At 68.9% G+C, this 23,889-nt stretch carries 24 protein-coding genes; 1 reads left to right on the top strand and 23 read right to left on the bottom strand.

The window, feature by feature from the left end:
- Positions 1–89: 89 nt before the first annotated feature.
- From AC5JCN_RS09160 to miaA, 16 genes are all read right to left on the bottom strand, one after another.
- The gene (locus AC5JCN_RS09160) at positions 90–1,361 is read right to left on the bottom strand and encodes a DUF2254 domain-containing protein (RefSeq protein WP_495754726.1); all 1,272 of its coding nucleotides are present in this window, start codon (positions 1,359–1,361) and stop codon (positions 90–92) included.
- Between the two features lie 34 nt (positions 1,362–1,395).
- Entirely contained in the window at positions 1,396–1,662 is a 267-nt protein-coding gene (locus AC5JCN_RS09165) for a hypothetical protein (protein WP_495754727.1), read from the bottom strand.
- A 43-nt stretch (positions 1,663–1,705) separates the two neighbouring features.
- Entirely contained in the window at positions 1,706–2,938 is a 1,233-nt protein-coding gene (locus AC5JCN_RS09170; RefSeq protein WP_495754728.1) for an HlyD family secretion protein, read from the bottom strand.
- A gap of 3 nt (positions 2,939–2,941) precedes the next feature.
- Positions 2,942–3,358, bottom strand: a complete 417-nt coding sequence (locus tag AC5JCN_RS09175; RefSeq protein ID WP_495754729.1) for a hypothetical protein — start codon at positions 3,356–3,358, stop codon at positions 2,942–2,944.
- A 140-nt stretch (positions 3,359–3,498) separates the two neighbouring features.
- Entirely contained in the window at positions 3,499–4,185 is a 687-nt protein-coding gene (locus AC5JCN_RS09180; RefSeq protein ID WP_495754730.1) for an RraA family protein, read from the bottom strand.
- Positions 4,186–4,332: 147 nt separating this feature from the next.
- A complete protein-coding gene (locus AC5JCN_RS09185; protein WP_495754731.1) occupies positions 4,333–5,019 on the bottom strand; it encodes a ferredoxin in 687 nt (228 codons plus the stop codon).
- 7 nt (positions 5,020–5,026) lie between these two features.
- On the bottom strand, positions 5,027–6,589 hold the full coding sequence (locus tag AC5JCN_RS09190; protein WP_495754732.1) for an AMP-binding protein: 1,563 nt from the start codon (positions 6,587–6,589) through the stop codon (positions 5,027–5,029).
- 30 nt (positions 6,590–6,619) lie between these two features.
- A complete protein-coding gene (gene gpt, locus AC5JCN_RS09195) occupies positions 6,620–7,126 on the bottom strand; it encodes a xanthine phosphoribosyltransferase (RefSeq protein WP_495754733.1) in 507 nt (168 codons plus the stop codon).
- A 26-nt stretch (positions 7,127–7,152) separates the two neighbouring features.
- Positions 7,153–7,926 (bottom strand): competence/damage-inducible protein A, encoded by a 774-nt coding sequence (locus AC5JCN_RS09200; RefSeq protein WP_495754734.1) that lies wholly within the window; start codon positions 7,924–7,926, stop codon positions 7,153–7,155.
- Between the two features lie 643 nt (positions 7,927–8,569).
- A complete protein-coding gene (ilvC, locus tag AC5JCN_RS09205; RefSeq protein ID WP_495754735.1) occupies positions 8,570–9,589 on the bottom strand; it encodes a ketol-acid reductoisomerase in 1,020 nt (339 codons plus the stop codon).
- A gap of 146 nt (positions 9,590–9,735) precedes the next feature.
- Positions 9,736–10,284 carry an acetolactate synthase small subunit gene (ilvN, locus tag AC5JCN_RS09210; RefSeq protein WP_495754956.1) on the bottom strand — a complete coding sequence of 183 codons (549 nt, stop codon included), beginning with the start codon at positions 10,282–10,284 and terminating at the stop codon, positions 9,736–9,738.
- Positions 10,285–10,356: 72 nt separating this feature from the next.
- Positions 10,357–11,034: a glutathione S-transferase family protein gene (locus AC5JCN_RS09215; protein WP_495754736.1), complete on the bottom strand. Its 678-nt coding sequence runs from the start codon at positions 11,032–11,034 to the stop codon at positions 10,357–10,359.
- A complete protein-coding gene (locus tag AC5JCN_RS09220) occupies positions 11,031–11,438 on the bottom strand; it encodes a type II toxin-antitoxin system VapC family toxin (protein WP_495754957.1) in 408 nt (135 codons plus the stop codon). Before AC5JCN_RS09220 ends, AC5JCN_RS09215 begins: the two co-directional genes overlap by 4 nt.
- Positions 11,435–11,704 (bottom strand): AbrB/MazE/SpoVT family DNA-binding domain-containing protein, encoded by a 270-nt coding sequence (locus AC5JCN_RS09225; RefSeq protein WP_495754737.1) that lies wholly within the window; start codon positions 11,702–11,704, stop codon positions 11,435–11,437. Before AC5JCN_RS09225 ends, AC5JCN_RS09220 begins: the two co-directional genes overlap by 4 nt.
- Positions 11,705–11,774: 70 nt before the next feature.
- Positions 11,775–13,541, bottom strand: coding sequence for an acetolactate synthase 3 large subunit (locus AC5JCN_RS09230; protein WP_495754738.1), 1,767 nt, complete (start codon positions 13,539–13,541; stop codon positions 11,775–11,777).
- A 255-nt stretch (positions 13,542–13,796) separates the two neighbouring features.
- Entirely contained in the window at positions 13,797–14,705 is a 909-nt protein-coding gene (gene miaA / locus AC5JCN_RS09235) for a tRNA (adenosine(37)-N6)-dimethylallyltransferase MiaA (protein ID WP_495754739.1), read from the bottom strand.
- A gap of 47 nt (positions 14,706–14,752) precedes the next feature.
- Between miaA and serB the strand changes: the two genes are divergently transcribed.
- A complete protein-coding gene (gene serB, locus AC5JCN_RS09240; protein ID WP_495754740.1) occupies positions 14,753–15,676 on the top strand; it encodes a phosphoserine phosphatase SerB in 924 nt (307 codons plus the stop codon).
- A 180-nt stretch (positions 15,677–15,856) separates the two neighbouring features.
- On the opposite strand, the gene AC5JCN_RS09245 is transcribed toward serB, so the two are convergent.
- From AC5JCN_RS09245 to AC5JCN_RS09275, 7 genes are all read right to left on the bottom strand, one after another.
- Positions 15,857–17,368, bottom strand: coding sequence for a DegQ family serine endoprotease (locus AC5JCN_RS09245; RefSeq protein ID WP_495754741.1), 1,512 nt, complete (start codon positions 17,366–17,368; stop codon positions 15,857–15,859).
- Between the two features lie 200 nt (positions 17,369–17,568).
- Positions 17,569–18,567, bottom strand: a complete 999-nt coding sequence (gene hflC, locus AC5JCN_RS09250; protein WP_495754742.1) for a protease modulator HflC — start codon at positions 18,565–18,567, stop codon at positions 17,569–17,571.
- Entirely contained in the window at positions 18,564–19,697 is a 1,134-nt protein-coding gene (gene hflK / locus AC5JCN_RS09255; protein WP_495754743.1) for an FtsH protease activity modulator HflK, read from the bottom strand. Before hflK ends, hflC begins: the two co-directional genes overlap by 4 nt.
- A gap of 114 nt (positions 19,698–19,811) precedes the next feature.
- A complete protein-coding gene (locus tag AC5JCN_RS09260; RefSeq protein WP_495754744.1) occupies positions 19,812–20,324 on the bottom strand; it encodes a dihydrofolate reductase in 513 nt (170 codons plus the stop codon).
- 1 nt (position 20,325) lies between these two features.
- Complete coding sequence (locus AC5JCN_RS09265) at positions 20,326–20,811, bottom strand: GNAT family N-acetyltransferase (RefSeq protein WP_495754745.1); 486 nt, start codon at positions 20,809–20,811, stop codon at positions 20,326–20,328.
- A gap of 16 nt (positions 20,812–20,827) precedes the next feature.
- Positions 20,828–21,682 (bottom strand): FkbM family methyltransferase, encoded by an 855-nt coding sequence (locus AC5JCN_RS09270; RefSeq protein WP_495754958.1) that lies wholly within the window; start codon positions 21,680–21,682, stop codon positions 20,828–20,830.
- Between the two features lie 155 nt (positions 21,683–21,837).
- Entirely contained in the window at positions 21,838–23,841 is a 2,004-nt protein-coding gene (locus tag AC5JCN_RS09275; RefSeq protein WP_495754746.1) for an acetyl-CoA carboxylase biotin carboxylase subunit, read from the bottom strand.
- Positions 23,842–23,889 lie beyond the last annotated feature (48 nt).

The following is a 23,889-nucleotide window of genomic DNA, read 5'->3' on the forward strand; positions in this document are numbered from 1 at the left end:
GCCTCCTGTACGAGTGCAGTTGTCGGGAGCTGCACGCCATAATAGCACTGATTTGTGCACTGCAATGACGCGGATGCCATTGAGGCGGATCAAGCCCGCGCCGGATCCGTGTCGTCGCCCCGCGCGAAGCCGAGACCCTGGGGGTCGGCCTGCAGCGCGGCCGATCGATCCTGCCCCTCCAGCAGCTCCGAATGGCGGACGGAGTTCGCCAGCCGGTCGTGGTAGCTCCGCACGACCTTCCGCTTGGGCTCGTCGTTGCAGATGTCCTCGATGTGCTCGAGCGCGGCGGCGAGCTTGCGCATGACCTGGACGGAGGATGCGCCGAACTGGCGGATCTCGTCGAAGGCGAGGCTCAGGTAATCCTCCCAGCTGGGAAGCGGCGCGAACACGCGCGGCACGCCGGCTACGTCCGCGATCCAGACGCTTCCGAGGTCGGCTTTCGCGAGGCGGCAGACGAGGTCCTCGATCTGGTCGATGGCCTGCACCGCCGTCGTTGGGTCGTTGACCGCGGGGGAGAGAGCCTTGATGGCGATATCGACCAGAAGCCGGAGCGGATATTTCGGGTCCTGCTCGAAGGTCCGCTCGCTTCCGAGATGGAAGGCGTTCTTCACCTGGTCGTCGGCGAGGCCGGGCGCCTCCGCGTCCAGGCTGGCCAGCTTCACGCCGTCGAGAACGGTGTCTCCGACCACCACACGCACCGAGAGGGTCGTCCCGTGCCGTTCGGCCAGCCCGATGAGCGCCGAATAGTCGATCGAGCAGAGGCTGCGCGGGGCCCCGCTATAGAGAACGTGGCGCTTGCTCGGCGGACGCGCCCGTGTCGCCTCGGCATGTGTGCGGGCGTTCCGGGCCGGGAGAAATCCCTCCTGGGCCGCGATGACCCTGCGCCCTTCGTCGCCGACGAAACTCAGCACCTCGGTGATCTGCAGCCGCGTCAGGCTGCGCACCAGCAGGGCGAAGATCATCATGCTCGCGCAGAGCAGCGCGATCACCACCATCACCGACAGGTAGGGCACCACCCCGCTGCCGTTGCGGTCGGTCCAGAGCAGGGTCGCCATCGCGTAAGTGAAGGTCGCGATGAAGATCCCGAGCGCGTGGTAGAGCTCCGGCCTTCCCGCGAACCACAGGACGAGGCGCGGCGAATAGGCGAGCGCGTTGAACTGAACCATGACGAAGGCGATCGAGAACACGATTGCCGTGAAGGCCAGGATCCCCGACGCCGTCGCCGACAGGAAGGCGGTGGCCGATGTCACCGACATCCCGTGCGCGAGTTCCGGCACCAGCGCGTGCTCGATGCGCGGAACAACCGACGCGACAGCGATGCTGGCGGCCGTGTAGACGGCCGGGATCACCCAAACCCGCATGGCCGCCCTCCCCCTCGCCGCCGTCGGCCCTTGCTCAGGGGCAGACCTGCAGGCCGCCCTGGGTGGTGCACGGCTTGGCCGGCTTCGGCCTGGCGCCGGGCTGGCCGGTGGGGCTGATGCCCGGGGCGGGAACCGCGGACGGAACGGGCCTGGTCTGCTCCATCCCGCATTTGCGCTTGCCGTCGACCCTCCGGCACACCCACGCCGCATCCGCCGCAGTCGCGAACAGCGACGCCGCGAGCGCCAGCGCCACCCCGGCGGTCACCCGCCTGCGGAACCGAGCCATCCCGATGTCTGTCATGATTGCCCCCTGCCCTGGCTGCGGCCAGCGCCGCAGCGGCTTCTCAGTGTCCGCCGAACACCAGCGTCTTGATCGGCAGCAGCAGCGCCTGGATGCGCAGCAGCATGGCATGCACCACCGCCACGGCATCGACCGCGTGCAGCGCGATCCCCCGCATCGTCCCCGTCTTCGGGTCGACGATCTCGTCGTGGTTGCTCGAATAGGCGTTGGCGATGCAGCTGCTGCCCGGCGTCACCCCGTCCAGCCCGCCCTGATGAAGCGGCTCGAGAACCGCGAGGATGGTGCCGGGCTTGCTGAACTGCTGCAGGTCGACGAGCTGCTCTCCGCCGCGGAACTGACCTGCGGCAATGTAGTCCTGCACATCGGTGACGACCATCGGGATCACTACCCACGGTTTCGAGACGCAGGTCACCTCCGCCACCATGCCGGTACGCATCACCTGCGCCTCGATCTGGCCGAAGCCTGCGATGAGGGTGCGGCGGCCGGAGTTCTCGGGGATCAGAACGCCGGCCGGGCGGGCGAAGGGATTGACGATGTCGCCCACCTGCAGGGCGAACTGCTCCACCCGGCCGGAGACGCCGGCGCGGATGACCGACTTGTCGAGATCGACCTGCGCCTGCGCCAGCGATGCCTCGGCGCTCGCCTTCTGGGCCGGCAAAAGCGAGTCGAGCTTCGCCTGCGCCGAGGCCTTCGCCGCCCTCGCGGCATCCACCGCGCCGGCGCGCCCGTCGACCGCCACCTGCAGCTTCTCGATCTCGCGGCGGGTCACCACGTCGGCGTTGCGCTTCAGCAGCTCCTGCTTGGTGGCGAGTTCGTCCTGCGCCTGCTGCAGCGACGCCTGGGCCTGCAGGATCTGGCCCTCCGAGGCGGCGATGTCGGCCCTGGCCACCACCATCGCGGCTTCGACCTCGGCGATGCGCCGCTTGGCGGACTCGACCGCGTTCTCCTGTTCGCGGCTGTCCAGCCGGAAGATCGGCTGCCCCTGCTTCAGAGTGTCGGACAGCCCGACGAAGATCTCGGCCACCCGCCCGTTGCGCTCGGGGACGATCGGCACCGTCCGGAAAAGCGCCGTGACGTTGGTGGTGGACGGGTGGTTGTAGAAGATCACCGTGATCAGGCCGACGGCGAGCATCAGGCAGGTGACGATGCCCCAGCGCAGCTCGAACCACACCGAATAGAGCGTGATCTCCTTGCCGATACGCTTTCCCTGCCCGTAGCGGCGGTAGAGGTAGTCCGGCAGGATGGTCAGGACGGAGCAGAGCAGCAGTTCCAGCATGATTCAGTGCCCGGGATGAACATGGTCGGGCTTGGCCTGCTCGGCGGCGTCGGCTTCCTTGCCGCCCTGCCCCGGCGCGACCCCCGCGATCTTCTCCAGCGACCCCGCCATGCGGCCCAGCGGTCCGGCAAAGTCCGGCAGGTCGATGAGCGCAAGCAGCAGGCCCGCCACCCAGAAGATGTGCTCATGCGTGAAGAGCGCGATCAGGCCCAGCACGGCCACGATCTCGAACTGCAGCTTCTGGCCCTTGTGGGCGATCCGCTCAGGCAATGTGTGCAGCCGCAGGAAGATCGTCCCCACGGCCAGCACGGCCACGAGAAGCACCAGCGCCATGACGACCATAAGGACGTCGGTGTCGCCGGGGCCCGTGACGAAGAACGGCAGCGCGTGCGGCGCAGCGGGGTGAAGGTCGGTCGACACGCATCCGGCTCCTGTGCGCCGGAGATCTGGGACCGCCCCTGCGACTCCGGCCGGCTCAGTCTTGGCGCTTGCCAGCACTGGTTGCAATCACCGACTTTGCCTGAGCCTTGCCGGGCTTTGGACGACGCCGCCGCGTCGCGTCAGTCGAGGTATGTGAACCGGCCGCCGTCGATCAGCATCTGAATGAAACCCGGCACTTCCAGCCCAGCTTTCACCTTGGCGTCCAGGTCGGCCTCGGCCGCCTTTACCTGATCGAGCCGTGCAATCGCGGCGTCGATCCGCCCGTAGGGCACGACGACGACGCCGTCCTCGTCGCCGAGCACGATGTCCCCCGGACCGACCGACACGCCGCCGATGACGACGGGCAGGCCGACCGTGCCCGGGCCGTTGCGCGCCGGGGAATTCGGCGTCACGCCAGCAGCGTAGCAGGGCAGGCCGACGCTCCGGATGCCCGGTACGTCGCGCACGAAGCCGTCGGTCACGAACGCCACTACGCCGCGGTTCTGCATCATCCCGAGCAGCAGGTCTCCGGTGACCGCCGTCTCGCGGAACGCGTCGGTCCCGCACAGGATGACGTCGCCGGGTTTTGCGACGGAGAGTGCGCCGAAGGCGGCCAAATTGTCGGCGGGACCCGCATGGCAGGGCAGCGCCACGCCGCAGAACGCCCCGGTGCCGGCGATCGGCTTGATGCTGCCGTCGAGTCCGCCGCGCCCGTTCATCGCGTCCACCACGAAGCCCGTCTGCAGGCCGGCGAAGGCGGCGACCTGTGCCGCCGAGGGGCGCGGGAAGCCACGCCGGATCTGGAGCAGCGGCGGGTCCTCGATCATGGCGGCGTCCTCCCGTTTTTGTCTGATGGCAAGTCTGAAGCGGATCGCTGCCGGGCGCCAGCCGTCACGGCAACGGAGCGCGGGTCTCCAGACCCGCCCTTTCAGCATTGCTCGCCGAAAGCGCGCGTCCGAAGACGCGCGGTCCGCTCACGTCCTCGCCGCGAGGAATGCCCGCATGCCGAAGGCGGCCTGCCCTGGCCCATGGGCGTGCTCCGCGCTGACGGGGCAGGCGCGACGGGCGAGGCAGCCGCGCTCCATGCAGTCCGCACCCTCGGGCGAGCGCAGATACGTCGCGCAGGTGTCGACGGCGTAGCCCTCCCCCGTGAAGGCGCCGACCGGGCAGGCCGAGAGGCAGGGCCGCCTCGCGCAGGTGTCACAGGGGCCGAGGGCGGCTCGCGCCGGTTCCGGCCCCGTGTAAGGCTCCGCCAGCGCGATGGAACCGCGGTAGCTGTGCCACAGCCCCCATCGGGGATGGATCAGGAGCCCAAGCGGCGAGGGCCTGACATCCTCGGCGCGCATGGCCCAGCGCTGGAAAGGCAGCCATGGCGGCCCTGCGAAGGGAAACAGGGCAAGGCCGCCCGATTCAGCCGCCAGGGCCTCGACGATCCGCCGCGACCAGCGATCCAGCGGGTGGGCAACGCCATCGTGCGCTTCTGGCGAGGCGGCGAAGGCGGGAAATCCTTCCCGCCCTGTGAAGCCGAGGAGCGCGAGCGTTCCGGCCGGCATGCCGGCGCGCACCTCGGGAACGCCGTCGTCCACGACAGGCGCAAAGGCGCCGCGCAGGACGAGCCCGGCGGAGGCGGCTGCGCCGGTGAGACGCCGCAATGCCTCCACGGCACCCTCAGAGCATCGGGCGCATGGAGCGGGCAAGCTCCTGCGTCGCGGCGAAGTCGACCTTTCCGGAGCCGAGCACCGGCACGGCGGCAGTGACGAGCACCGCCCGCGGCACCCACAGCTCGGGATAACCCTGCGCCTGCGCATGGGTGACGAGGGCGCTGCGGTCCGCCTCCGGCTTGTCGGTGACGAGCACGATCTGCTCGCCCTTGCGCGGGTCCGGCAGGGTGACGGCGACGTGCATGGCACCGGGCCACAGGCCGGAGGCCAGGCTTTCGATGGTGGCCAGCGACACCATCTCGCCGCCGATCTTGGCGAAGCGCTTGGCGCGGCCCCGTATTGTGACGAAGCCGTCGGCGTCGAGCGCGACGATGTCCCCGGTGTCGTGCCAGCCATCTGCGGGCGGCTGCAGGACGGCCGGCCTGTCGTGAAGCATGTAGCCGGCCATGACGTTGGGCCCGCGCACGACGAGGCGGCCGCCTTCGGACAGCCCCTCGACGGGATCGAGACGCCACTCCATGCCCTTCAGCACCTGGCCGACAGTCCCCGGCCGGTTGTCGTGCGGCGTGTTGACGGCGATCACGGGCGAGCACTCCGTCGCGCCGTAGCCCTCCAGGATCTGCGCCGACGGGTAGAGCGCGCGCGTCGACTCGCGCACCCGCTCCGCTCCCGTCACGACGATCTGGAGCCCGTCGAGGTCGCCCTTTTCGGCCGCCTTGGCCCAGCCCTGCATGAAGGTGTCCGTGCCCAGCAGCACCGTTGCCTTGACGTCGCGGATGATCTTGGGGATCTGCCGGTAGTGCAGCGGGCTGGGATACAGCACCGTCTTCATGCCGGTGACGATCGGCAGGACGAGGCCGCCCGTGAGCCCGTAGCTGTGGAACACCGGCAGCGGGTTGAAGAACACCTGGTGCGGCCCGAGCGGCGGCGAGCTGATGCGCTCGGCGACCTGCGCGACGTTGGCCAGCAGGTTGGCGGAGCTCAGCACCACGCCCTTTGGCTTGCCCTCCGACCCCGACGTGAACAGGATCACCGCCGGCGCATCCGGCGAGGGCTCGTGGCGCGCATGGACCGCGCCGGCAAGGAACCCCTTCAGCACCCCGACCGCCTTGTCCCAGGAGGTCACCGCCTTGCCGATGTCCTCCAGGTAGAGGATCTCGGCGCCCGCCGCCGACAGTCCGGCGACGACGTCCTCCAGCCGGGCCGTGTCGATAAACTTGCGCGAGGTCACGACGCGGCGGATCTTCGCGGTCTCCAGCGCGGCCGACAGGTTGGCGAGCCCGGCCGTGAAGTTCAGCATCGCCGCCACGCGGCCATGGGCGGCGAGGCCGAACACGGCCACGGCCACGTGCCGGACGTTGGGCAGCATGAGGCCGACGGCATCGCCGGGCTTCGTGCCGGCGATCAGCTTGCCGCCGAGCACGAAGGAACCGAGGATCAGCCGCCCGTAGCTGAGTGGGCTGCGCTCGGGATCCTCCACGGCGGCGCGGTCCCGCCCGAAACGGCCGGCGGAATCGATCAGGGCCCTGAACAGGCTCTTGCGCGTGACGGACAGGTCAAGGCCGGCCAATGAAGTCCCCTCCGCTGGCCCGCCCGGGCTCTAGCCCGCGTGCCCTTCCGCGATCGGGGCCTGGTAGGCCAGCCCCATGTCCCACGGGAAGTAGATCCAGGTATCCTGAGACACTTCAGTGACGAACGTGTCGACGAGCGGACGGCCGAGCGGCTTGGCATACACCGTGGCGAAATGCGCCTTGGGCAGCATGTCGCGCACGATGCGGGCGGTCTTGCCGGTGTCGACGAGGTCGTCCACCACCAGCACGCCCTTGCCGCCTTCCCCGCCGAGGTTCAGCAGGTTGGGGGCGATGGTCTTCAGGACCTGCAATTCCCCCTGCGAGGTGTAGTCGTGGTAGCTGGCGATGCACACCGTCTCGATCACCCGCGTTCCCAGCTCGCGGGAGACGATGGCGGCCGGCACCAGCCCGCCTCGCGTGATGCAGACGATCGCCTCGAACGGCCCCGCCCCGGCAAGGCGCCACGCGAGGGCACGCGCGTCGCGGTGGAACTGGTCCCACGAGACCGGAAACGCCTTCGGCTGCTGCTGTCCCATGTGCCCCTCTGTCTCCGGCCTGCCCGTCAGGACTTGCTCTTCGCCGCCCTCGCGGCGTGAATTTCCGCGACCATCCGGCGGACCGCCTCGGCGGCTGCCTCGAGGAGCGCCGCGTCGCGCGCCCTGACGACGATCTGGTTTGTGAAGCGCTGCCCGTCGAAGGACGGGTAGGAGCCGATGACGGCGCCCGGATGCGCCTTGGCCACAGCCGCCAGCGGCGTGCCGTAGTCGCCCTCCGGCAACCCGCCCGATTCGATGGAGACGGACTGCATGGTGACGCCGGTGCGCAGCGTCGGCCCGACGGCGTCGAGCATGGCCTGCATGATGGCCGGCACCCCGGCCATGACGATGACGTTCTCGAGGCGAAATCCCGGCGCCTTCGAAATCGGGTTGTCGACGAGGTCGGCGCCGTGCGGAATGCGCGCCATCCGCAGGCGCGCCTTGTTGAGGTCGGCCGGGTCGGCATAGCGCGACCGCATCAGCGCGACCGCGCGGTCGTCGATCGAGATCCCCACGCCGAACGCCTTGGCGACACTGTCGGCGGTGATGTCATCATGCGTCGGGCCGATGCCGCCTGTCGTGAAGAGGTAGGTGTAGCGCACGCGCATGGCGTTCAGCGCGGCGATGATCTCCTCCTCGACGTCGGGCACGACGCGCACCTCGCGCAGGTCGATGCCCATGCCGGTGCACCACTCGGCGATGTAGCCGATGTTCTTGTCCTTGGTCCGCCCCGACAGGATCTCGTCGCCGATGACGAGCAGCGCGGCGGTGACGAGGGCGTCGGGGGCGGTATCGGACATCACGGGACTCCTGTGCCGCCGCATGTATCCCGCCCGCGCCGCGGGCTCAAGCAGCCTCGCGACGGGGCGGCCAGCCGTCGCGGCACGCAGGAGCACCCGGCGGGCCATGGCCCCCGGGATCCGGCAGCGCCCGGGACGGGACGCGGGACGGCGATGCGGCGCTCTCGTCTGCGCCGGGACCGGCAGCGCTCTCGTGCGCTGCGACGGCGGAGCTTCTCGCCAGCCCGCGGCGGCGGCCATGCGCCGGCCGCGGCGCCGGGCCGAGGCCCGGAAGCGGGCAAGCGCCCGCGATCATGCCGTCCCGCGTCCCGTTCCGGGCACCGGGAGCATTTACGACAAGCGCGGCGCGCCCGCACTGGATCGATACGGACGGCCTATAGGACAATAATCCTAGAATGTCAAGGCATGGTGGCCTGCCCCGCCTCATTTCCCAACCGGGACAGACATCGTCAGGGCGAGGAGTGAAGCGACGAAGCAACCCGGTCGCCTGTGCCAGGAAGGGCTCAGGCCTGGGTTGCTTCGCTTCGCTCGCAATCACGGAGGTCCAGACTGCGGGTCTGAAGACCCGCGGTCCGAAAGATTTTGGTCCTGGATCCCGGCTTCCCGCTTCGCTGCGGCCGGGACGACAGGTGGTGCAAAAAGCTCAGTTCTTGCTCTTGTCGACCAGCGCCTTGGCCTTGATCCAGGGCATCATGGCGCGCAGCTTCTCGCCGACTTCCTCGATCTGGTGGGCGTTGTGGCGGGCGCGGGTGGCCTTGAACGAGGTCTGGTTGACCTTGTTCTCCAGCATCCAGTCGCGCGTGAACTTGCCGCTCTGGATGTCGGCCAGCACCCGCTTCATCTCGGCCTTGGTGTCGGACGTGATGATGCGCGGGCCGGTGACGTACTCGCCGTACTCGGCGGTGTTGGAGATCGAGTAGTTCATGGTGGCGATGCCGCCCTCGTAGATGAGGTCGACGATCAGCTTCACCTCGTGCAGGCACTCGAAATAGGCCATCTCGGGGGCGTAGCCCGCCTCGACCAACGTCTCGAAGCCGGCCCGGATGAGCTCGACGAGGCCGCCGCAGAGCACGACCTGCTCGCCGAAGAGGTCGGTCTCGCACTCCTCCTTGAAGGTCGTCTCGATGATGCCGGCGCGGCCGCCGCCATTGGCCGATGCGTAGGACAGGCCGAGGTCGTGCGCATTGCCCGAGGCGTCCTGGTGGATCGCGATCAGCGTCGGCACGCCGCCACCGCGCACATACTCGGAGCGCACGGTGTGGCCGGGGCCCTTGGGCGCCACCATCAGCACGTCGAGGTCCTTGCGGGGCTCGATGAGGTTGAAGTGCACGTTGAGGCCATGCGCGAACAGGAGCGCGGCGCCCTGCTTCATATTGGGGGCGAGCTCGTCGCGGTAGATGTCCGCCTGCAGCTCGTCCGGGGTGAGCATCATCACCACGTCGGCCCACTTGGCGGCGTCGACGACGGTCATCACCTTGAGGCCCTCGGCCTCGGCCTTCTTGGCCGTGGGGGAGCCGGCGCGCAGCGCCACGGCGATGTTCTTGACCCCGCTGTCGCGCAGGTTCAGCGCGTGGGCATGGCCCTGCGACCCGTAGCCGACGATGGCGACGTTCTTGCCCTTGATCAGGTTGATGTCGGCGTCCCGGTCGTAATACACGCGCATGGCAGGTTCCTCGCTGGGGCGCCTCCCTGGGCCGCCCGGTCTTGCTGATTGGTGGCGTGGCCGCGAAGGCCGCCGGCGTCGCCGGTCCCCGCGCGTGCTTCTATGCGCCGCGGGGGCGGCGGACAAGCCCGTGCTGCGGGAACCGCCTACTCGGCGGCCTGGCTCGCGGTCTTCGGCCCGCGCGCCATGGCGGCGATGCCGGTGCGCGTCACCTCGACGAGGCCGACATCCCCCATGATGCGGAGGAAGCGGTCGACCTCCTCGGTCGAGCCGGTCAGCTCGAAGACGAAGGAGGTGAGCGTGGCATCGAGCGTGCGCGCGCCGAAGGCGGCCGCGAGCCGCAGGGCCTCGACGCGCTGGTCGCCCTTGCCGACGACCTTCACCAGGCAGAGCTCACGCTCCAGCGCCTCGCCCGTCTCGGTGAGGTCGATGACCTCGTGCACCGGCACGAGGCGCTCGAGCTGGTGGCGGATCTGGTCGATCACCTGCGCGGTGCCGCTGGTGACCACCGTGATGCGCGAGACATGCGCCTCGTGCTCCGTCTCCGAGACCGTCAGGCTCTCGATATTGTAGCCACGGCCGGAGAACAGGCCCGCGATGCGGGCGAGGACGCCGGGCTCGTTGTCGACGAGCACGGAAAGGGTGTGGCGGCCGACGGGTTGCGCCTTGGGCGCATCGGAATAGTGCGATTTCATGGTGGTCGCCTTGGGTCTGAAGGGGGCGTTCATGTCGCGATCCGGAAAGTGGGGTGGTTCAGAAGGACGGGCTCAGCGGAAAGGGCCTACGACCGGCTCGTCGGCCTCGTCATGGGCGACGATCCAGCTCTCCTCCATCCCGGCCTTCTGCCATTCGCGGAAGGCGGGCAGGTCCAGCACTGCGTCCATGTAGGTGCGCATCGGGCCGTCGACGGGGATCGAGTAGGTCTGGAGACGTGTCACGACGGGCGCGTACATGGCGTCGGCCGCGCTGAAATGGCCGAACAGGAACGGCCCTCCATGGCGGGCGCCGTGCATGTCGCGCGCCTGGCGCCAGAGGTGGAGGATGCGGGCGACATCCTTGGCCACGGCCTCGCCGCGATCCCTGTGGGCGTACCGCTTGCGGACGTTCATGGGGCAGGCCTGCCGCAGCGCGCGGAAGCCGGCGTGCATTTCGCAGGAAATGGAGCGGGCCAGCGCCCGCGCCCGCCGCTCCGCCGGCCAGACCGGCCGGTCGGGGAACCGCTCGGCGAGGTAGTCGAGGATGGCCACCGACTCCCACACCGTGACGTCCCCGTCGACGAGAATGGGAACCGTGCTGCCGGCCTGGTAGCTGCTGACCCGCGGCCGGAATTCCGGCGTGTCGAGGGGCACGAGATCCTCGGTGAAGGGAATGTCGAGCACCTTCATGAGGAGCCACGGCCTGAGCGACCACGACGAGTAGGCCTTGTTGGCGATGACGAGCTTCATGGTTCGCAATCCTGGAGAAGTTCGATACGTGGCACGCCGGGGATGCGGCGCGCTTTGCGGGCGAGGTCACGGTCGGCCGTGATGAAGCGAACATCGGGCGGGGTCGACGCGAGATGAAGCGCGTCGGCCAGATCGAGGCTGTCGCGGCTCCAGTCGAGAGCCCTGCTCACCGCCTCGCCCGAGTCCACCTCGACATTGGGCAGCGAAAGAAGGCGCTGGAGTTTTTCGAGGATATCGTCCTTCCGCAGGCGAAATGCTGACCTGAGCACCCATTCGGTCTCCAGCAAGACCGTGGTAGTGATCAGGACGAACTCCTGCGCCATGGCGGCCGCGGCTCCTGGAAAACCGGGATCGCGTGTCCGCGCGAGATACGTCACCACGACGTTCGTATCCGGACAGATCATCGCTGCCACTTTTTGCGGAACATCTCCGCCAGCGACGCCTCGACCTCCTCATCCGTGGGATAAGGGCCGCCATAGTCGAGGGATCCGGCAACCCGGTCGAGCTCCTCCTCCGTCGGCAGCCTCCGTTCCTTCTTCACGGGCCGGAGGACGATATGATCGTCCTCCACCTCCACGCTGAGCGTAGCGCCGGGCTTGACGGAAAGCCGGTCTCGGATCGCCTTGGGGATGACGACCTGGCCCTTGCTCGACAGCTTCGTCGTGTCCATCGCTGCGACCCTTCCGGTAAGACGCAGGTAAGATAGGCGCGCCGCCCGCGCGGGGCAACACGCCCGTCACTCACACCAGCATCTTGCCCTTCTCGTCGATGACGCTGCCGATGTCGGCTGCGGCCGCAGCGTCGCCGAGGAGCATCTCGTTGTGCGCCTTGCCCGAGGGGATCATCGGGAAGCAGTTCTCGTCCTTGGAGACGAGGCAGTCGAAGATCACCGGGCGGGGCGTGTCGATCATCTCGCGGATGGCGCCGTCGAGGTCGCCCGGCTTGTCGCAGCGGATGCCGACGCCGCCATAGGCTTCGGCCAGCTTCACGAAGTCCGGCAGCGAGTGCGAGTAGCTCTCCGAGTAGCGCCCGCCATGCAGCAGCTCCTGCCACTGGCGCACCATCCCCATGTACTCGTTGTTGAGGATGAAGATCTTCACGGGCAGACGGTACTGCAGCGCCGTCGACATCTCCTGCATGTTCATCAGGATCGACGCCTCGCCGGCGATATCGACGACGAGAGCGTCGGGATGGGCCATCTGCACGCCGATCGCGGCGGGCAGGCCGTAGCCCATCGTCCCCAGGCCGCCGGAGGTCATCCAGCGGTTGGGCTCCTCGAAGCGGAAGAACTGCGCCGCCCACATCTGGTGCTGGCCCACCTCGGTCGTGACGTAGACGTCGCGGCCCTTGGTCAGCTCGTAGAGGCGCTGCACGGCATACTGCGGCTTGATGATGTCGTCGGACGGCCGGTAGGCGAGGCAGTCGCGGCCCCTCCACCGTTCGATGGACTTCCACCATTCCGCCAAAGCCGGCTTGTCGACCGCCGGCGTGGAGGCGCGCCACAGGCGGACCATGTCCTCGAGCACATGGGCGCAGTCGCCGACGATGGCGATGTCGGCCTTGACGTTCTTGTTGATCGAGGACGGGTCGATGTCGACGTGGATCTTCTTCGACCGCGGCGAGAACGCGTCGAGGCGGCCGGTGATGCGGTCGTCGAAGCGCGCGCCGATGCAGATCATCACGTCGCAGTCATGCATCGCGAGGTTGGCCTCGTAGGTGCCGTGCATGCCGAGCATGCCCAGCCACTGCGGGTCGGAGGCGGGAAAGGCGCCGAGCCCCATCAGCGTCGAGGTGACGGGATAGCCGGTGAGGCGGACGAGTTCGCGCAGCAGGGCGGAGGCTTCCGGCCCGGAATTGATTACGCCGCCGCCGGTGTAGAACACCGGGCGCCTGGCCTGGCCCATCAGCTCCACCGCCGCCTTGATGCGGTCGATGTCACCCTTGACGCGCGGCCGGTAGGTCTTGTGGCCGTTGGTCGTCGGGCGGGCATAGGAGCCCTTGGCGAACTGCACGTCCTTGGGGATGTCGACCACCACGGGGCCGGGCCGGCCGTTGGCCGCCACGTAGAACGCCTCGTGCAGGATGCGCGGCAGGTCGTCGACCGACCGGACGAGATAATTGTGCTTGGTGCAGTGGCGCGTGATGCCGACCGTGTCGCACTCCTGGAAGGCGTCCGAGCCGATCAGGTGCGTCGGCACCTGGCCGGTGATGCAGACCAGAGGGACGGAGTCCATCATGGCGTCGGTGAGCCCGGTGACGGCGTTGGTGGCGCCGGGACCGGAGGTCACCAGCACGCAGCCGACCTTGCCGGACGAGCGCGCATAGCCCTCTGCCGCGTGCACCGCCGCCTGCTCGTGGCGCACCAGCACGTGCTGCACCTTCTCCTGGTGGAAGAGTGCATCGTAGATCGGGAGTACGGCTCCGCCGGGGTAGCCGAAGATGTGTTCGACGCCCTGGTCCTGAAGCGCCTGGACGACCATCTCGGCGCCGGTCATCTCTCGGGTCATCGTGTGGCTCCCTGGTCTCGGTCCGCTCGTCTGGAGGAGCGGCAGTGGCATGATTGGGAAAGCGGGCAACAAAAAAGGCCCCGGAGAGGGACCTTAAACACGGCGCCAGTCACAGGATCGCGGCCTATGGCCGTCCCGCTGCTGGCGCCCTCGCTACGATAAGGATCTTGCGCACCTGCGCTGCTCCCGGGTTCGAAACGTGCGGGACCGTAATCTCGCGCCTGTCGGCCGTCAAGCGGGATTTGGCCACCTCCCTCATGCCCCCAGCATCCCGACCACCACGTCTTCCGCCTCGTCGGGCGCGGCCCAGGTCCAGCCCTCGGCCTGGTGCCGGAACCAGGTGAACTGGCGCTTGGCGTAGTGGCGCGTGTCGGTCTTGGCGCGCTCGATGGCCTCGGGCAGCGTCATCTCGTCCCGCAGGGCCCGCAGCAGCCACGGCACGCCGTGCGCCCGCATGGCGGGAAGCGCGGGGTCGAGCCTGCGGCGGGCGAGCGCCCTCACCTCCTCCAGCGCGCCGAGGCTGATCATGGCGTCGAAGCGAGCGTCGATGCGGGAGTAGAGAAGGTCGCGGTCGGGATCGAGGAAGATGCCGGCCCATTCGCCCGGCTTCAGGACGGCGCCGCTGCGCTCGCCGCGCCAGCTCACGATGGAGCGGCCGAAAGCCTGGTACACCTCGAGCGCACGGACCACGCGCTGTCGGTCGTTCGGCCGCAGGGTGGAGGCGCCGGCGGGATCACGCGCGGCAAGGTCGGCATGCAGGACGGGCGTGTCGACGCCCTCGCTGGCAGCGCGCACGGCGGCGCGGACCTCGTCGGGAACCTGCGGGATGTCGGACAGGCCCTCGGTCAGCGCCTTGAAGTACATGCCCGTGCCACCTGTCACGATCGGCATCAGGCCTTCGGCTTCAGCCGCGTCGATGGCCGCGCGGGCATCCTCCAGCCACTTGCCGACGGAGTAGTTCTCGGCGGCATCGACATGGCCGAACATCACGTGCCGGGCGGCGGCTTCCTCCTCCGCCGTCGGCCGCGCCGTGATGATGGAGAGGTCGCGGTAGACCTGCATGGAATCGGCGTTGACGACGGCTCCGCGGTAGCGGCGCGCGAGGCGGATGGCGAGCCCCGTCTTGCCGCTCGCCGTCGGTCCTGCGATGAGGAGTGCCCGCATGTCCCCCGCCCGATCCGTCCTGCCGGCGCGGGGCCGGAGAGCGTCGAATGATCCGTCCCGCCGCGGCCGAGGCCGCACTCGTCGCCACCTTCGTCTGCGACCCCGCTCGCCCGGTGCTCACCGATGCCCTTCTCGCCCGCGCGGCGCAAGAGCTGCCTGGAGCGCAAGCGCCGGCCTGGCTCGATCCCGGTGTCGCGGCCGACGTCTCATTCACGGCTGAAGACGGGCTAGATCGCCGCGCCTTTGCCGACCGGGCAAGGGCCGCGCTCGACGGCGCGCCGGTCGACGTGATCGTCCAGCCGGCGGCGGGGCGGCGCAAGCGCCTGTTCCTCGCCGACATGGATTCCACCATGATCGGGCAGGAGTGCATCGACGAGCTCGCCGACATGGTCGGCCTGAAGGAGCGCGTCGCCGGGATCACCGAGCGCGCCATGCGCGGCGAGATCGCCTTCGAGCCGGCCCTGCGCGAGAGGGTGGCTCTGCTCGCCGGCCTCGACGCAGTCGTCGTCGACCGCCTGCTGCAAGAGCGCATCACGCTGACGCCGGGCGGCACCGCGCTGGTCCGGACGATGAAGGCGCATGGTGCTCGGACGTCTCTGGTCTCGGGAGGCTTCACGCTGTTCACGCAGGCCATCGCCGCCCGCATCGGCTTCGACGAGAACCGCGCCAACCGCCTCGTGGTTCGCGACGGCCGCCTCGCCGGGACCGTCGAGGAGCCGATCCTCGGCCGCGAGGCCAAGCTCGCCACGCTGGTCGAGCTGCGCGACGGACTCGGCTTGCCCCACTCCGCCACGATGGCCGTCGGCGACGGGGCGAACGACCTCGCCATGCTGGAGGAAGCCGGCCTCGGCGTCGCCTTCCACGCCAAGCCGGCGGTGGCGGCGTCGGCCCATGCGCGCATCGATCACGCCGACCTGACGGCGCTTCTCTTTGCGCAGGGGTATCGGCGGGAGGAGTTTGTGGGGGGTTGAAGGCCCAAAGGTCCCTCACCCTGAATCCCTCGCCCAACATGGGAGAGGGGGGCTTCTACGTTTTCGATTTTTCTTGCAACGGCGGGGCCTGGCTCCGCCGTTTTCATTTCATGCTCGACGCTGATGTCCCCCTCTCCCAGGTTGGGAGAGGGATTCAGGGTGAGGGCCTGAGCCCCGCCCTTATTCGATGGCCACAGCGACGAAGCGCAGTTCGCCCTGGGCGTTGGAGACGAGGAGGAGGGCCGACTTCTTGCCCTCCTTCTTCAGCGCGTCGACGCGCTTGGCCATGGCGTCCGGGCTGGCGACGGCCTCCTGCTGGACCTCGACGATGACGTCGCCGGCCTGGATGCGCTTGTCGGCCGCGGGCGAGTCCGGGTCGACCCTGGTCACCACAACGCCCTTGACGCTGTCCTTCAGCTGGTAGCGCTTGCGGAGTTCGTCGGTCACGCCGGAGAGCTCGAGGCCGAGGGCCTTCTGCACGGCGGGCTTCTCGGGCTCGCCGCCGCCGTCAAGCTTGGCCAGCTTCTCGCCGTCCTCGAGGCGGCCGAGCGTGACCTTCTTCGTCACCTCCTGCCCCTTGCGGATGACGACGACGTCGACCTCCTTGCCGACCGGCGTCTGGCCGACGAGGCGCGGCAGGTCCTTCGACTCGGCCACGTCCGTGCCGTTGAACTTGACGATGACGTCGCCCGGCTCGATGCCGGCGGGCTTGGCGGGGCCCTTGTCGTCGATGCCGGCGACGAGCGCGCCGCGGGGCGAACCCAGGCCGAGGCTCTCGGCGATGGCGTCGTCTACGCCCTGGATGCGCACGCCGAGCCAGCCGCGGCGGGTCTCGCCGAACTGCATCAGCTGGTCGATGACGGGCTTCGCCAGCGACGACGGCACGGAGAAACCGATGCCGATCGAGCCGCCCGACGGCGACAGGATCGCCGTGTTGATGCCGACGACGTCGCCGTCCATGTTGAACAGCGGGCCGCCGGAGTTGCCCTTGTTGATCGACGCGTCGGTCTGGATGTACTGGCCGTAGGACTGGTCGGCGATGTCGCGGTTGCGGGCGGAGACGATACCCGCCGTCACCGTGCCGCCGAGGCCGAACGGATTGCCGACGGCCATCACCCAGTCGCCGACGCGCATCCGCTCGCTGTCGCCGAACTTCACCGCCTTGAGTGGCTTGTCCGATTTAACGCGCAGCACGGCGAGGTCGACCTTCGGGTCCTTGCCGACGATCTCCGCCTTCAGCTTGCGCCCGTCGTTGAAGATCACGGTGATCTCGTTGGCGTCGCCGATGACGTGGTTGTTCGTCACGACGATGCCGGACTGGTCGATCACGAAGCCGGAGCCGAGCGAGTTCGACTTGCGCTGCATGCGCGGCGACTTGTTCTCGCCGCCCTCCCCGTTCTGGCCATTCTGCCCGTTCTGGCCACGGTTGTTGAAGAAGTCGTCGAAGAACTCCTGGAAGGGAGAGCCCGGCGGCAGCTGCGGCAGCTGCATCGAGCGGTTCTCGGCGACGGTCGTCGAGGCCGAGATGTTGACGACTGCGTCCGTCACCTGCGCCGCGAGGTCGGCGAAGCTCTCGGGGGCGCCACGGGCGAAGGCGGTCGTCGGCGCGGTGAGCGGCACGGACGCCATGAGCGCGGCGACGAGAGCCGCGGCGGTGCCGCGGCGGAGGACGGAAAGGGTCGGATGGGCCATTGAGTCTCTCTCTGGGGAAGGCCGCGGCGGCGACGCTATGCCATGTGACGCAGGCGCGTGCGGCTCGCAACAGGCTCTCCGCACAATCTCATGGGAATTGGGGCGAAAGGGCGACGTTGCAAGCTCGGCCTTCGCGATCTCGTCCGGCCGGTGCGCACGAAAACGAAAGGGCCGGCCCGCAGGCCGGCCCCGTCGAGGGATCAGGGCGTCGCCGACGGTGCCGGCGCAGCGGGCGCAGCCGCTCCTGACGGTCCAGGCGCAGGAGCCGCGCCCGGTGCCGCCGGCGGCGTCGTCCCCGGTGCCGACGGGAGCCTGTCGCCCGGCTTGCCTGCGGGGTTCGCCGTGGAGAAGAACCGGAAGAACTCCGAGTTCGGCGACATCACGATCTGCGTGCCGCCAGCCTTCAGCGCCTCCTCATAGGCCTGCATGGACCGCCAGAAGGCGAAGAACTCCGGGTCGCGCCCGAAGGCCTGCGACAGGATCCGGTTGCGTTCCGCGTCGCCGCGGCCGCGCAGGATCTCCGACTCCCGGGTCGCATTGGCGCGGATCACGACCACGTCGCGGTCGGCCTCGGCGCGGATGCGCTGGCTTTCCTGCGAGCCCTGGGCGCGGATGTCCGCCGCCTCGCGCTGGCGTTCCGTCTGCATGCGCTGGAACACCGCCTGGCTGTTCTGCTCCGGCAGGTCGGCGCGGCGAAGCCGGACGTCCACCACCTCGATGCCGAGGCCACCAGCCTGGCGGTTCACGTCGTCGCGGATCTTCTGCATCAGCTGGTTGCGCGACGTGCGCACCACCGAGGAGAAGCTGGCGTCGGCGAGCACCGTGCGCACGGTCGAGTTGACGATCGACGTCAGGCGGGCGCTGGCGCCGGCGACGCTTCCGACCGACTGGTAGAAGAGCAGCGGATCGGTGACCCGGTAGCGCGTGAAGGCGTCGACTACGAGGCGCTTCTGGTCGGAGGCGATCACCTCCTGCGTCGGCAGTTCGAGGTCGAGGATGCGCTTGTCGATGTAGACGACGTTCTGGATCAGCGGCCACTTGAAGTAGAGGCCGGGCTCGGTGATCGGCGCGCGGGCGATGCGGCCGAACTGGAAGACCAGCGCCTGGTTGGTCTGCTGCACGACGAAGGTGGCGCTGAAGGCCACGATCAGCAGGATCGCGATGATGCCGCCGACGATGTATTTCAGGGTGCTGCTCATCGCGTGGCTCCCTGCGTCTCGCGGCCGAGCTGGCCGAGCGGCAGGTAGGGCACGACGCTCTGGCCTCCCCCGCTCTGGTCGAGGATCACCTTGTCGGTGGCCCCGAGCACACGTTCCATGGTCTCAAGATACAGGCGTTCTCGCGTCACGTCGGGGGCCTTGCGGTATTCCTCGTAGACCTGGGAGAAGCGGCTTGCCTGACCGGTCGCCTCGGCGATGGAGCGGTCGCGGAAGGCTTCAGCCTCCTGCACGATGCGCGATGCCTCGCCTCGCGCCTCCGGCACCACCTTGCTCTGGTAGGTCTGCGCCTCGTTGCGGGCGCGGTCCTGGTCCTGGCGGGCAGCCTGCACGTCGCGGAACGCGTCGATGACCTGCTGCGGCGGGTCCACCCTCTGCAGCTGCACGAGGCGGATCTCGACGCCGGCGCCGTAGTGGTTGAGCGTGTCCTGCATCACCTGCCGGACCTCGTTCTCGATGGCGGCACGGTCGGTCGTCAGCACGGCCTGGATGTTGCGGCGGCCGACCACCTCGCGGATGGCGCTTTCGGCCACGGCCTTCACCGAGGCGTCCGGCGACTGGATGTTGAAGACGTAGTCCGCAGCCTTGGCCGGGTTGATCTGCCACTGCACGGTAAAATCGATGTCGACGATGTTCTCGTCGCCCGTGAGCATCAGGCTCTCTTCCAGCACGTCGCGCGACACGGTGCGGCGCGATCCGTCGCTGGAGCGGTAACCGACCTCCGTCGTGTTGACGACGGTGACGCGCGGCTTCTCGACGCTGCCGATCGGATAGGGGAAGTTGTAGTTCAGGCCGGGCTGGGTCGTGCCGACATAGCGGCCGAAGACGAGGTTCAGGCCGACCTCGTCGGGACGCACGGTGTAGAAGCCGGTGGCCAGCCAGAGCAACACGGCGCCGACCACTACCGCGATGACACCGCGCCCGCCGAGCGGGCCGCCGGGCATCACCTGGCGGAGCCGGTCCTGGCTGCGGCGCAGCAGGTCCTCGAGGTCGGGTGGCGATCCGCCTCCCCCGCCCCCACCGGAAGGTCCGCCGCCCCACGGGCCGCCGGGCTTGCGGGACCCCCACGGTCCGCCCCCGCCCCCGCCGCCGCTCTGATTGCTCCAAGGCATCCCGTCGTCCTTCTGTGGTCCCGGGCGGTCACCGCTTCCGGGGCGCGTTGTTATGGCACGGAAGTGGGGTGTCGTCGCGAATTCGTCAACGCGGACTGCGCCGCTGCGCCGCGTTCAGCGCCGGATATAGTCGACAAAGGTGAAGGCATGCTCGTCGTCTGGTCCCGCCGGATGCGCCTCGCGCGCAACTTCCCGGAACGTCGCGGAATCGACGGGATCGAACGTCACATCGCCCTCCGGCCTGTCGTGGACGATGGTCAGGTGGATGCGGCCGGTCTGCGGCATCAGCGCGCGGAACACCTCGCCGCCGCCCCCCACGGCAACGCTGTCGGCGCCTGACGCAGCAGCAATCCCGCGCCCCAGAGCGACCGCCTCGTCCAGCGTATGCACCACGCGCACGCCATCCGCCGCATAGCCCTCGTCGCGGGTGACGACGATGATCTCGCGGCCTGGCAACGGGCGGCCGATGGACTCCCAGGTCTTGCGGCCGAGGATGAGCGGGCGGCCCATCGTGAGCGTGCGGAAACGCCGCAGGTCCGTCTTCAGGCGCCAGATCAGGCCGTTGTCGCGGCCGATGACGCCGTTCTCGGCGGCCGCGACGACCATGGCGAGGGGGACTTCGGCCATGTCAGCGCGCGTGATCGGCGAGGCGCCAGAGCGCCGTGTCCGTGACGCGGCAGGTCGTCCACTGGTCCATCAGCACCGCGCCCTGCGACTTGTAGAAGTCGATGGACGGGGTGTTCCAGTCGAGCACCGCCCACTCCAGACGCCCGAGGCTCTCGGCCACGCAGCGCTTCGCCAGGTTGGCCAGCAGCAGCTTGCCGCAGCCATGGCCGCGGAAGGCGGGGCGGACATAGAGGTCCTCGAGATAGATCCCGTGGCGGCCGACGAAGGTGGAGAAGGTGTAGTACCAGAGCGCGAAGCCGACGCCCTCGCCGTGCCGCTCGACGATGTCGCAGAACACCCGGGGCTCGTCGCCGAAGAGCGCCCCGGCGATCCCATCCTGCGTCGCCTTCACCTCGTGCGACAGCTTTTCGTAGTCGGCGAGCTCGTTGACGAGCGCGAAGATCAGGGCGGCATCGTCCGGCCGGGCCGGACGGACGGACGCGGACATGCGGCCTCCAGGGTTCTCAGGCGTCGCGTTCGAAGATGAGGTTCACGCGTGTGCGCTTGACGAGGCGGTAGCCGCGCTCCGTCAGCAGCGGGAAGATGTCGATCTGCCAGCGCCCGACGCCGTTCTCGATGACGAACAGGCGCGGCCACAGGCTTTCCGGCGCGGTGCGCAGGAACGGCTCCAGGATGATGTCCTCGGCACCCTCGACGTCGAGCTTGACAGCGTCGACATGGTCGAAGCCCTCGCCCTGCAGCAGATGCTGCAGCGTCTTGGCGGGCACCTTGATCGAGCGGCTGTCGCCGGACCCGACGATCTTGACGCTGGATTCGCCCGCGTTGCGCGGGTCCACGAACAGCGTCACCTCGCCGGACTTGTCGGCGATGGCGCAGGCCAGCGCCTTGACGTTGCCGAACGGGTTCTGGCGGATGTTGTAGACCAGCCGCTCGAAGATGTGCGGCTGCGGCTCGATGGCGAGCACCTTGCCCTTCGGGCCGGCGCGCGAGGCGACGAACAGCGCATAGCCGCCGACATTGGACCCAACGTCGACGAAGACGAACCCATCCTTGATGCGGGGCTCGAGGAAGGCACGCTCGTCGGGATCGAAGAACTGCGGCGTGAACAGGAGCCGCTTCTCGCAGACATTGTTGTAGGGATAGAGCCGCATCCGGACGCCGAACGACTCGACGTCGAGCGGCTTGCCCCTGAGCGCCCAGATCGCGATCTGCCGCAGCGCGAATGCCGTTCGCCGCCCCGCCCAGTGGCGCGGCATCTTGCGGGTGAGGTCGAGCAGCGCCCCCACCATGCCGTGGGGCTGGTGCACGCCGAAGGCGTTGGGGTCGGCGAGTGTCATGGCTGGCCTTGGGTCGTCCATCGAACGCGTCGGATACAGTCTCGCGGCCGAGAAGGCCAGCCCCTGCCGCGCGAGGACTGCCATGAGGCGCGCGTCAGGGCAGGCGCCTCCGGCCCGGCACCGTCATTTCACGCAGGCGCGCCACCATCTTCCGCCGGGTTAGAGTGACGTGCAGGTCAGGCAAATTCCATGATCACGGCATCCACCGCCAGGCTGTCGCCTTCGCGGGCCAGGATCCTGGACACGGTGCCGTCACGCTCGGCGCGCAGGACGTTCTCCATCTTCATCGCCTCGACGATGCATAGCATCTCGCCCACCTTGACCTCCTGGCCAGCGGTGACGGCGATCGCCTTGACGAGGCCCGGCATCGGGCAGAGCAGCTGCTTGCCGCTGTCGGAGGCGAGCTTGGCCGGCATCAGCGCGGCGAGTTCGGCCTCCCGCTCCGTGAACACGCGCACCAGGGCGGACACCCCGGCATGCGACAGCTGCACGCCGTTGAGGACGGGGCGCACCTGGACCGCGATCTCGCGGCCGTCGACGGCACCTTCCCACACGGGCTCGCCCGGCTTCCAGGCCGAAGACACCTGGTGCGCATGGTCAGGGCCGAAGCGAACCACGGTGCCGAAGACGTCCTTCTCCACCTCCACCGGCAGGGCCGCCTCGCCCAGCATGACCACGCGCGAGGTCTCGAAGGCGAAGTCCTGCGAGGCCCTGAGCTGGCCTGAAATGCCGCGCTTGCGGCGGTTGAGCTTGTCGTCGATGAACGCGGCGACCGCGGCCAGCAGATGAGCTGCCTCCCCCTCGGGCGCGGGCGGCGTAAAGCCGTCCGGGTACTCCTCGGCGATGAAGCCGGTGGACAGATGCCCCTCGCGCCAGCGCGGATGGCTCATCAGCGCGGAGAGAAACGGGATGTTGTGTCGGATACCCTCGATGGCGAAGGCGTCGAGCGCACGGGCCTGGGCGTCGATGGCCTCCAGGCGCGTCGGCGCATGGGTCACGAGCTTGGCGATCATCGGATCGTAGAAGATCGAGATCTCGCCGCCCTCGTAGACGCCGGTGTCGTTGCGCACCGTGACGCCGCCCTCCGACCCCTCGGCCGGCGGCCGGTACGTCACCAGGCGCCCGGTCGACGGCAGGAAGCCGCGCGTCGGATCCTCGGCATAGACGCGGCTCTCGACCGCCCAGCCGTCCAGCCTAACGTCGGCCTGCGTGATCGACAGCTTCTCGCCCACCGCGACGCGGATCATCTGCTCGACGAGGTCGATGCCGGTGACGAGTTCCGTCACCGGATGCTCGACCTGCAGCCGGGTGTTCATCTCGAGGAAGAAGAAGGAGCGGTCCTGCCCGGCGACGAATTCCACAGTGCCGGCCGAGTCGTAGTTCACGGCCCTGGCGAGGGCGACGGCCTGCTCGCCCATCTTGCGGCGGGTGGCTTCGTCCAGGAGGGGCGACGGTGCCTCCTCGATGACCTTCTGGTTGCGGCGCTGAATGGAGCACTCGCGCTCGCCGAGGTAGACGATGTTGCCGTGCTTGTCGCCCAGCACCTGGATCTCGATGTGCCGGGGGTCGACGATGAACTTCTCGACGAACACCCTGTCGTCGCCGAAGGACGACGCGGCCTCGGACCGCGCCCGGGCGAAGCCCTCGGCGGCCTCCTCCGGCGTCCAGGCGATGCGCATGCCCTTGCCGCCCCCGCCCGCGGAGGCCTTGATCATGACGGGATAGCCGATCTCGTCGGCGATGCGCACCGCCTCGGCGGGATCCTCGATGATGCCGAGATGGCCGGGCACGGTCGAGACATCGGCAGCCGCCGCCGCCTTCTTCGATTCGATCTTGTCGCCCATCGCCTCGATGGCGCGCGGATTGGGCCCGATGAAGACGATGCCCGCTGCCTCCAGCGCCGTCGGGAACGCCGCGCGCTCGGACAGGAAGCCGTAGCCGGGATGCACGGCCTGGGCGCCGGTGGCCCGGCAGGCCTCTACGATCCGGTCGATCAGCAGGTAGGACTGGGCAGCTTGCGGCGGACCGATGTGGACGGCTTCGTCCGCCATCTCCACATGCAGCGCGTCACGGTCGGCATCGGAGAACACCGCCACCGTGCGGATGCCCATGCGCCGCGCCGTCTTGATGACGCGGCAGGCGATCTCGCCGCGGTTGGCGATCAGGATCTTGTCGAACATGCCACGTCCTGGCTGGTCTTGAACCCCGGACTTCTATTGGCCTATTCG

This window comes from Alsobacter sp. (assembly GCF_059501845.1).

What these genes read in the sequence shown, in the direction of transcription:
- AC5JCN_RS09180 (WP_495754730.1), bottom strand. Translation starts at nt 4,185, where the DNA reads ATGATCGAGGACCCGCCGCTGCTCCAGATCCGGCGTGGCTTCCCGCGC.
- ilvC (WP_495754735.1), bottom strand. Translation starts at nt 9,589, where the DNA reads ATGCGCGTGTATTACGACCGGGACGCCGACATCAACCTGATCAAGGGC.
- AC5JCN_RS09230 (WP_495754738.1), bottom strand. Translation starts at nt 13,541, where the DNA reads ATGACCCGAGAGATGACCGGCGCCGAGATGGTCGTCCAGGCGCTTCAG.
- AC5JCN_RS09245 (WP_495754741.1), bottom strand. Translation starts at nt 17,368, where the DNA reads ATGGCCCATCCGACCCTTTCCGTCCTCCGCCGCGGCACCGCCGCGGCT.
- AC5JCN_RS09200 (WP_495754734.1), bottom strand. Translation starts at nt 7,926, where the DNA reads ATGTCCGATACCGCCCCCGACGCCCTCGTCACCGCCGCGCTGCTCGTC.
- AC5JCN_RS09220 (WP_495754957.1), bottom strand. Translation starts at nt 11,438, where the DNA reads ATGATCTGTCCGGATACGAACGTCGTGGTGACGTATCTCGCGCGGACA.
- AC5JCN_RS09275 (WP_495754746.1), bottom strand. Translation starts at nt 23,841, where the DNA reads ATGTTCGACAAGATCCTGATCGCCAACCGCGGCGAGATCGCCTGCCGC.
- hflK (WP_495754743.1), bottom strand. Translation starts at nt 19,697, where the DNA reads ATGCCTTGGAGCAATCAGAGCGGCGGCGGGGGCGGGGGCGGACCGTGG.
- AC5JCN_RS09215 (WP_495754736.1), bottom strand. Translation starts at nt 11,034, where the DNA reads ATGAAGCTCGTCATCGCCAACAAGGCCTACTCGTCGTGGTCGCTCAGG.
- AC5JCN_RS09170 (WP_495754728.1), bottom strand. Translation starts at nt 2,938, where the DNA reads ATGCTGGAACTGCTGCTCTGCTCCGTCCTGACCATCCTGCCGGACTAC.
- hflC (WP_495754742.1), bottom strand. Translation starts at nt 18,567, where the DNA reads ATGAGCAGCACCCTGAAATACATCGTCGGCGGCATCATCGCGATCCTG.
- AC5JCN_RS09160 (WP_495754726.1), bottom strand. Translation starts at nt 1,361, where the DNA reads ATGCGGGTTTGGGTGATCCCGGCCGTCTACACGGCCGCCAGCATCGCT.
- miaA (WP_495754739.1), bottom strand. Translation starts at nt 14,705, where the DNA reads ATGCGGGCACTCCTCATCGCAGGACCGACGGCGAGCGGCAAGACGGGG.
- AC5JCN_RS09165 (WP_495754727.1), bottom strand. Translation starts at nt 1,662, where the DNA reads ATGACAGACATCGGGATGGCTCGGTTCCGCAGGCGGGTGACCGCCGGG.
- AC5JCN_RS09225 (WP_495754737.1), bottom strand. Translation starts at nt 11,704, where the DNA reads ATGGACACGACGAAGCTGTCGAGCAAGGGCCAGGTCGTCATCCCCAAG.
- gpt (WP_495754733.1), bottom strand. Translation starts at nt 7,126, where the DNA reads ATGGGACAGCAGCAGCCGAAGGCGTTTCCGGTCTCGTGGGACCAGTTC.
- AC5JCN_RS09265 (WP_495754745.1), bottom strand. Translation starts at nt 20,811, where the DNA reads ATGTCCGCGTCCGTCCGTCCGGCCCGGCCGGACGATGCCGCCCTGATC.
- ilvN (WP_495754956.1), bottom strand. Translation starts at nt 10,284, where the DNA reads ATGAAATCGCACTATTCCGATGCGCCCAAGGCGCAACCCGTCGGCCGC.
- serB (WP_495754740.1), top strand. Translation starts at nt 14,753, where the DNA reads ATGATCCGTCCCGCCGCGGCCGAGGCCGCACTCGTCGCCACCTTCGTC.
- AC5JCN_RS09270 (WP_495754958.1), bottom strand. Translation starts at nt 21,682, where the DNA reads ATGGACGACCCAAGGCCAGCCATGACACTCGCCGACCCCAACGCCTTC.
- AC5JCN_RS09260 (WP_495754744.1), bottom strand. Translation starts at nt 20,324, where the DNA reads ATGGCCGAAGTCCCCCTCGCCATGGTCGTCGCGGCCGCCGAGAACGGC.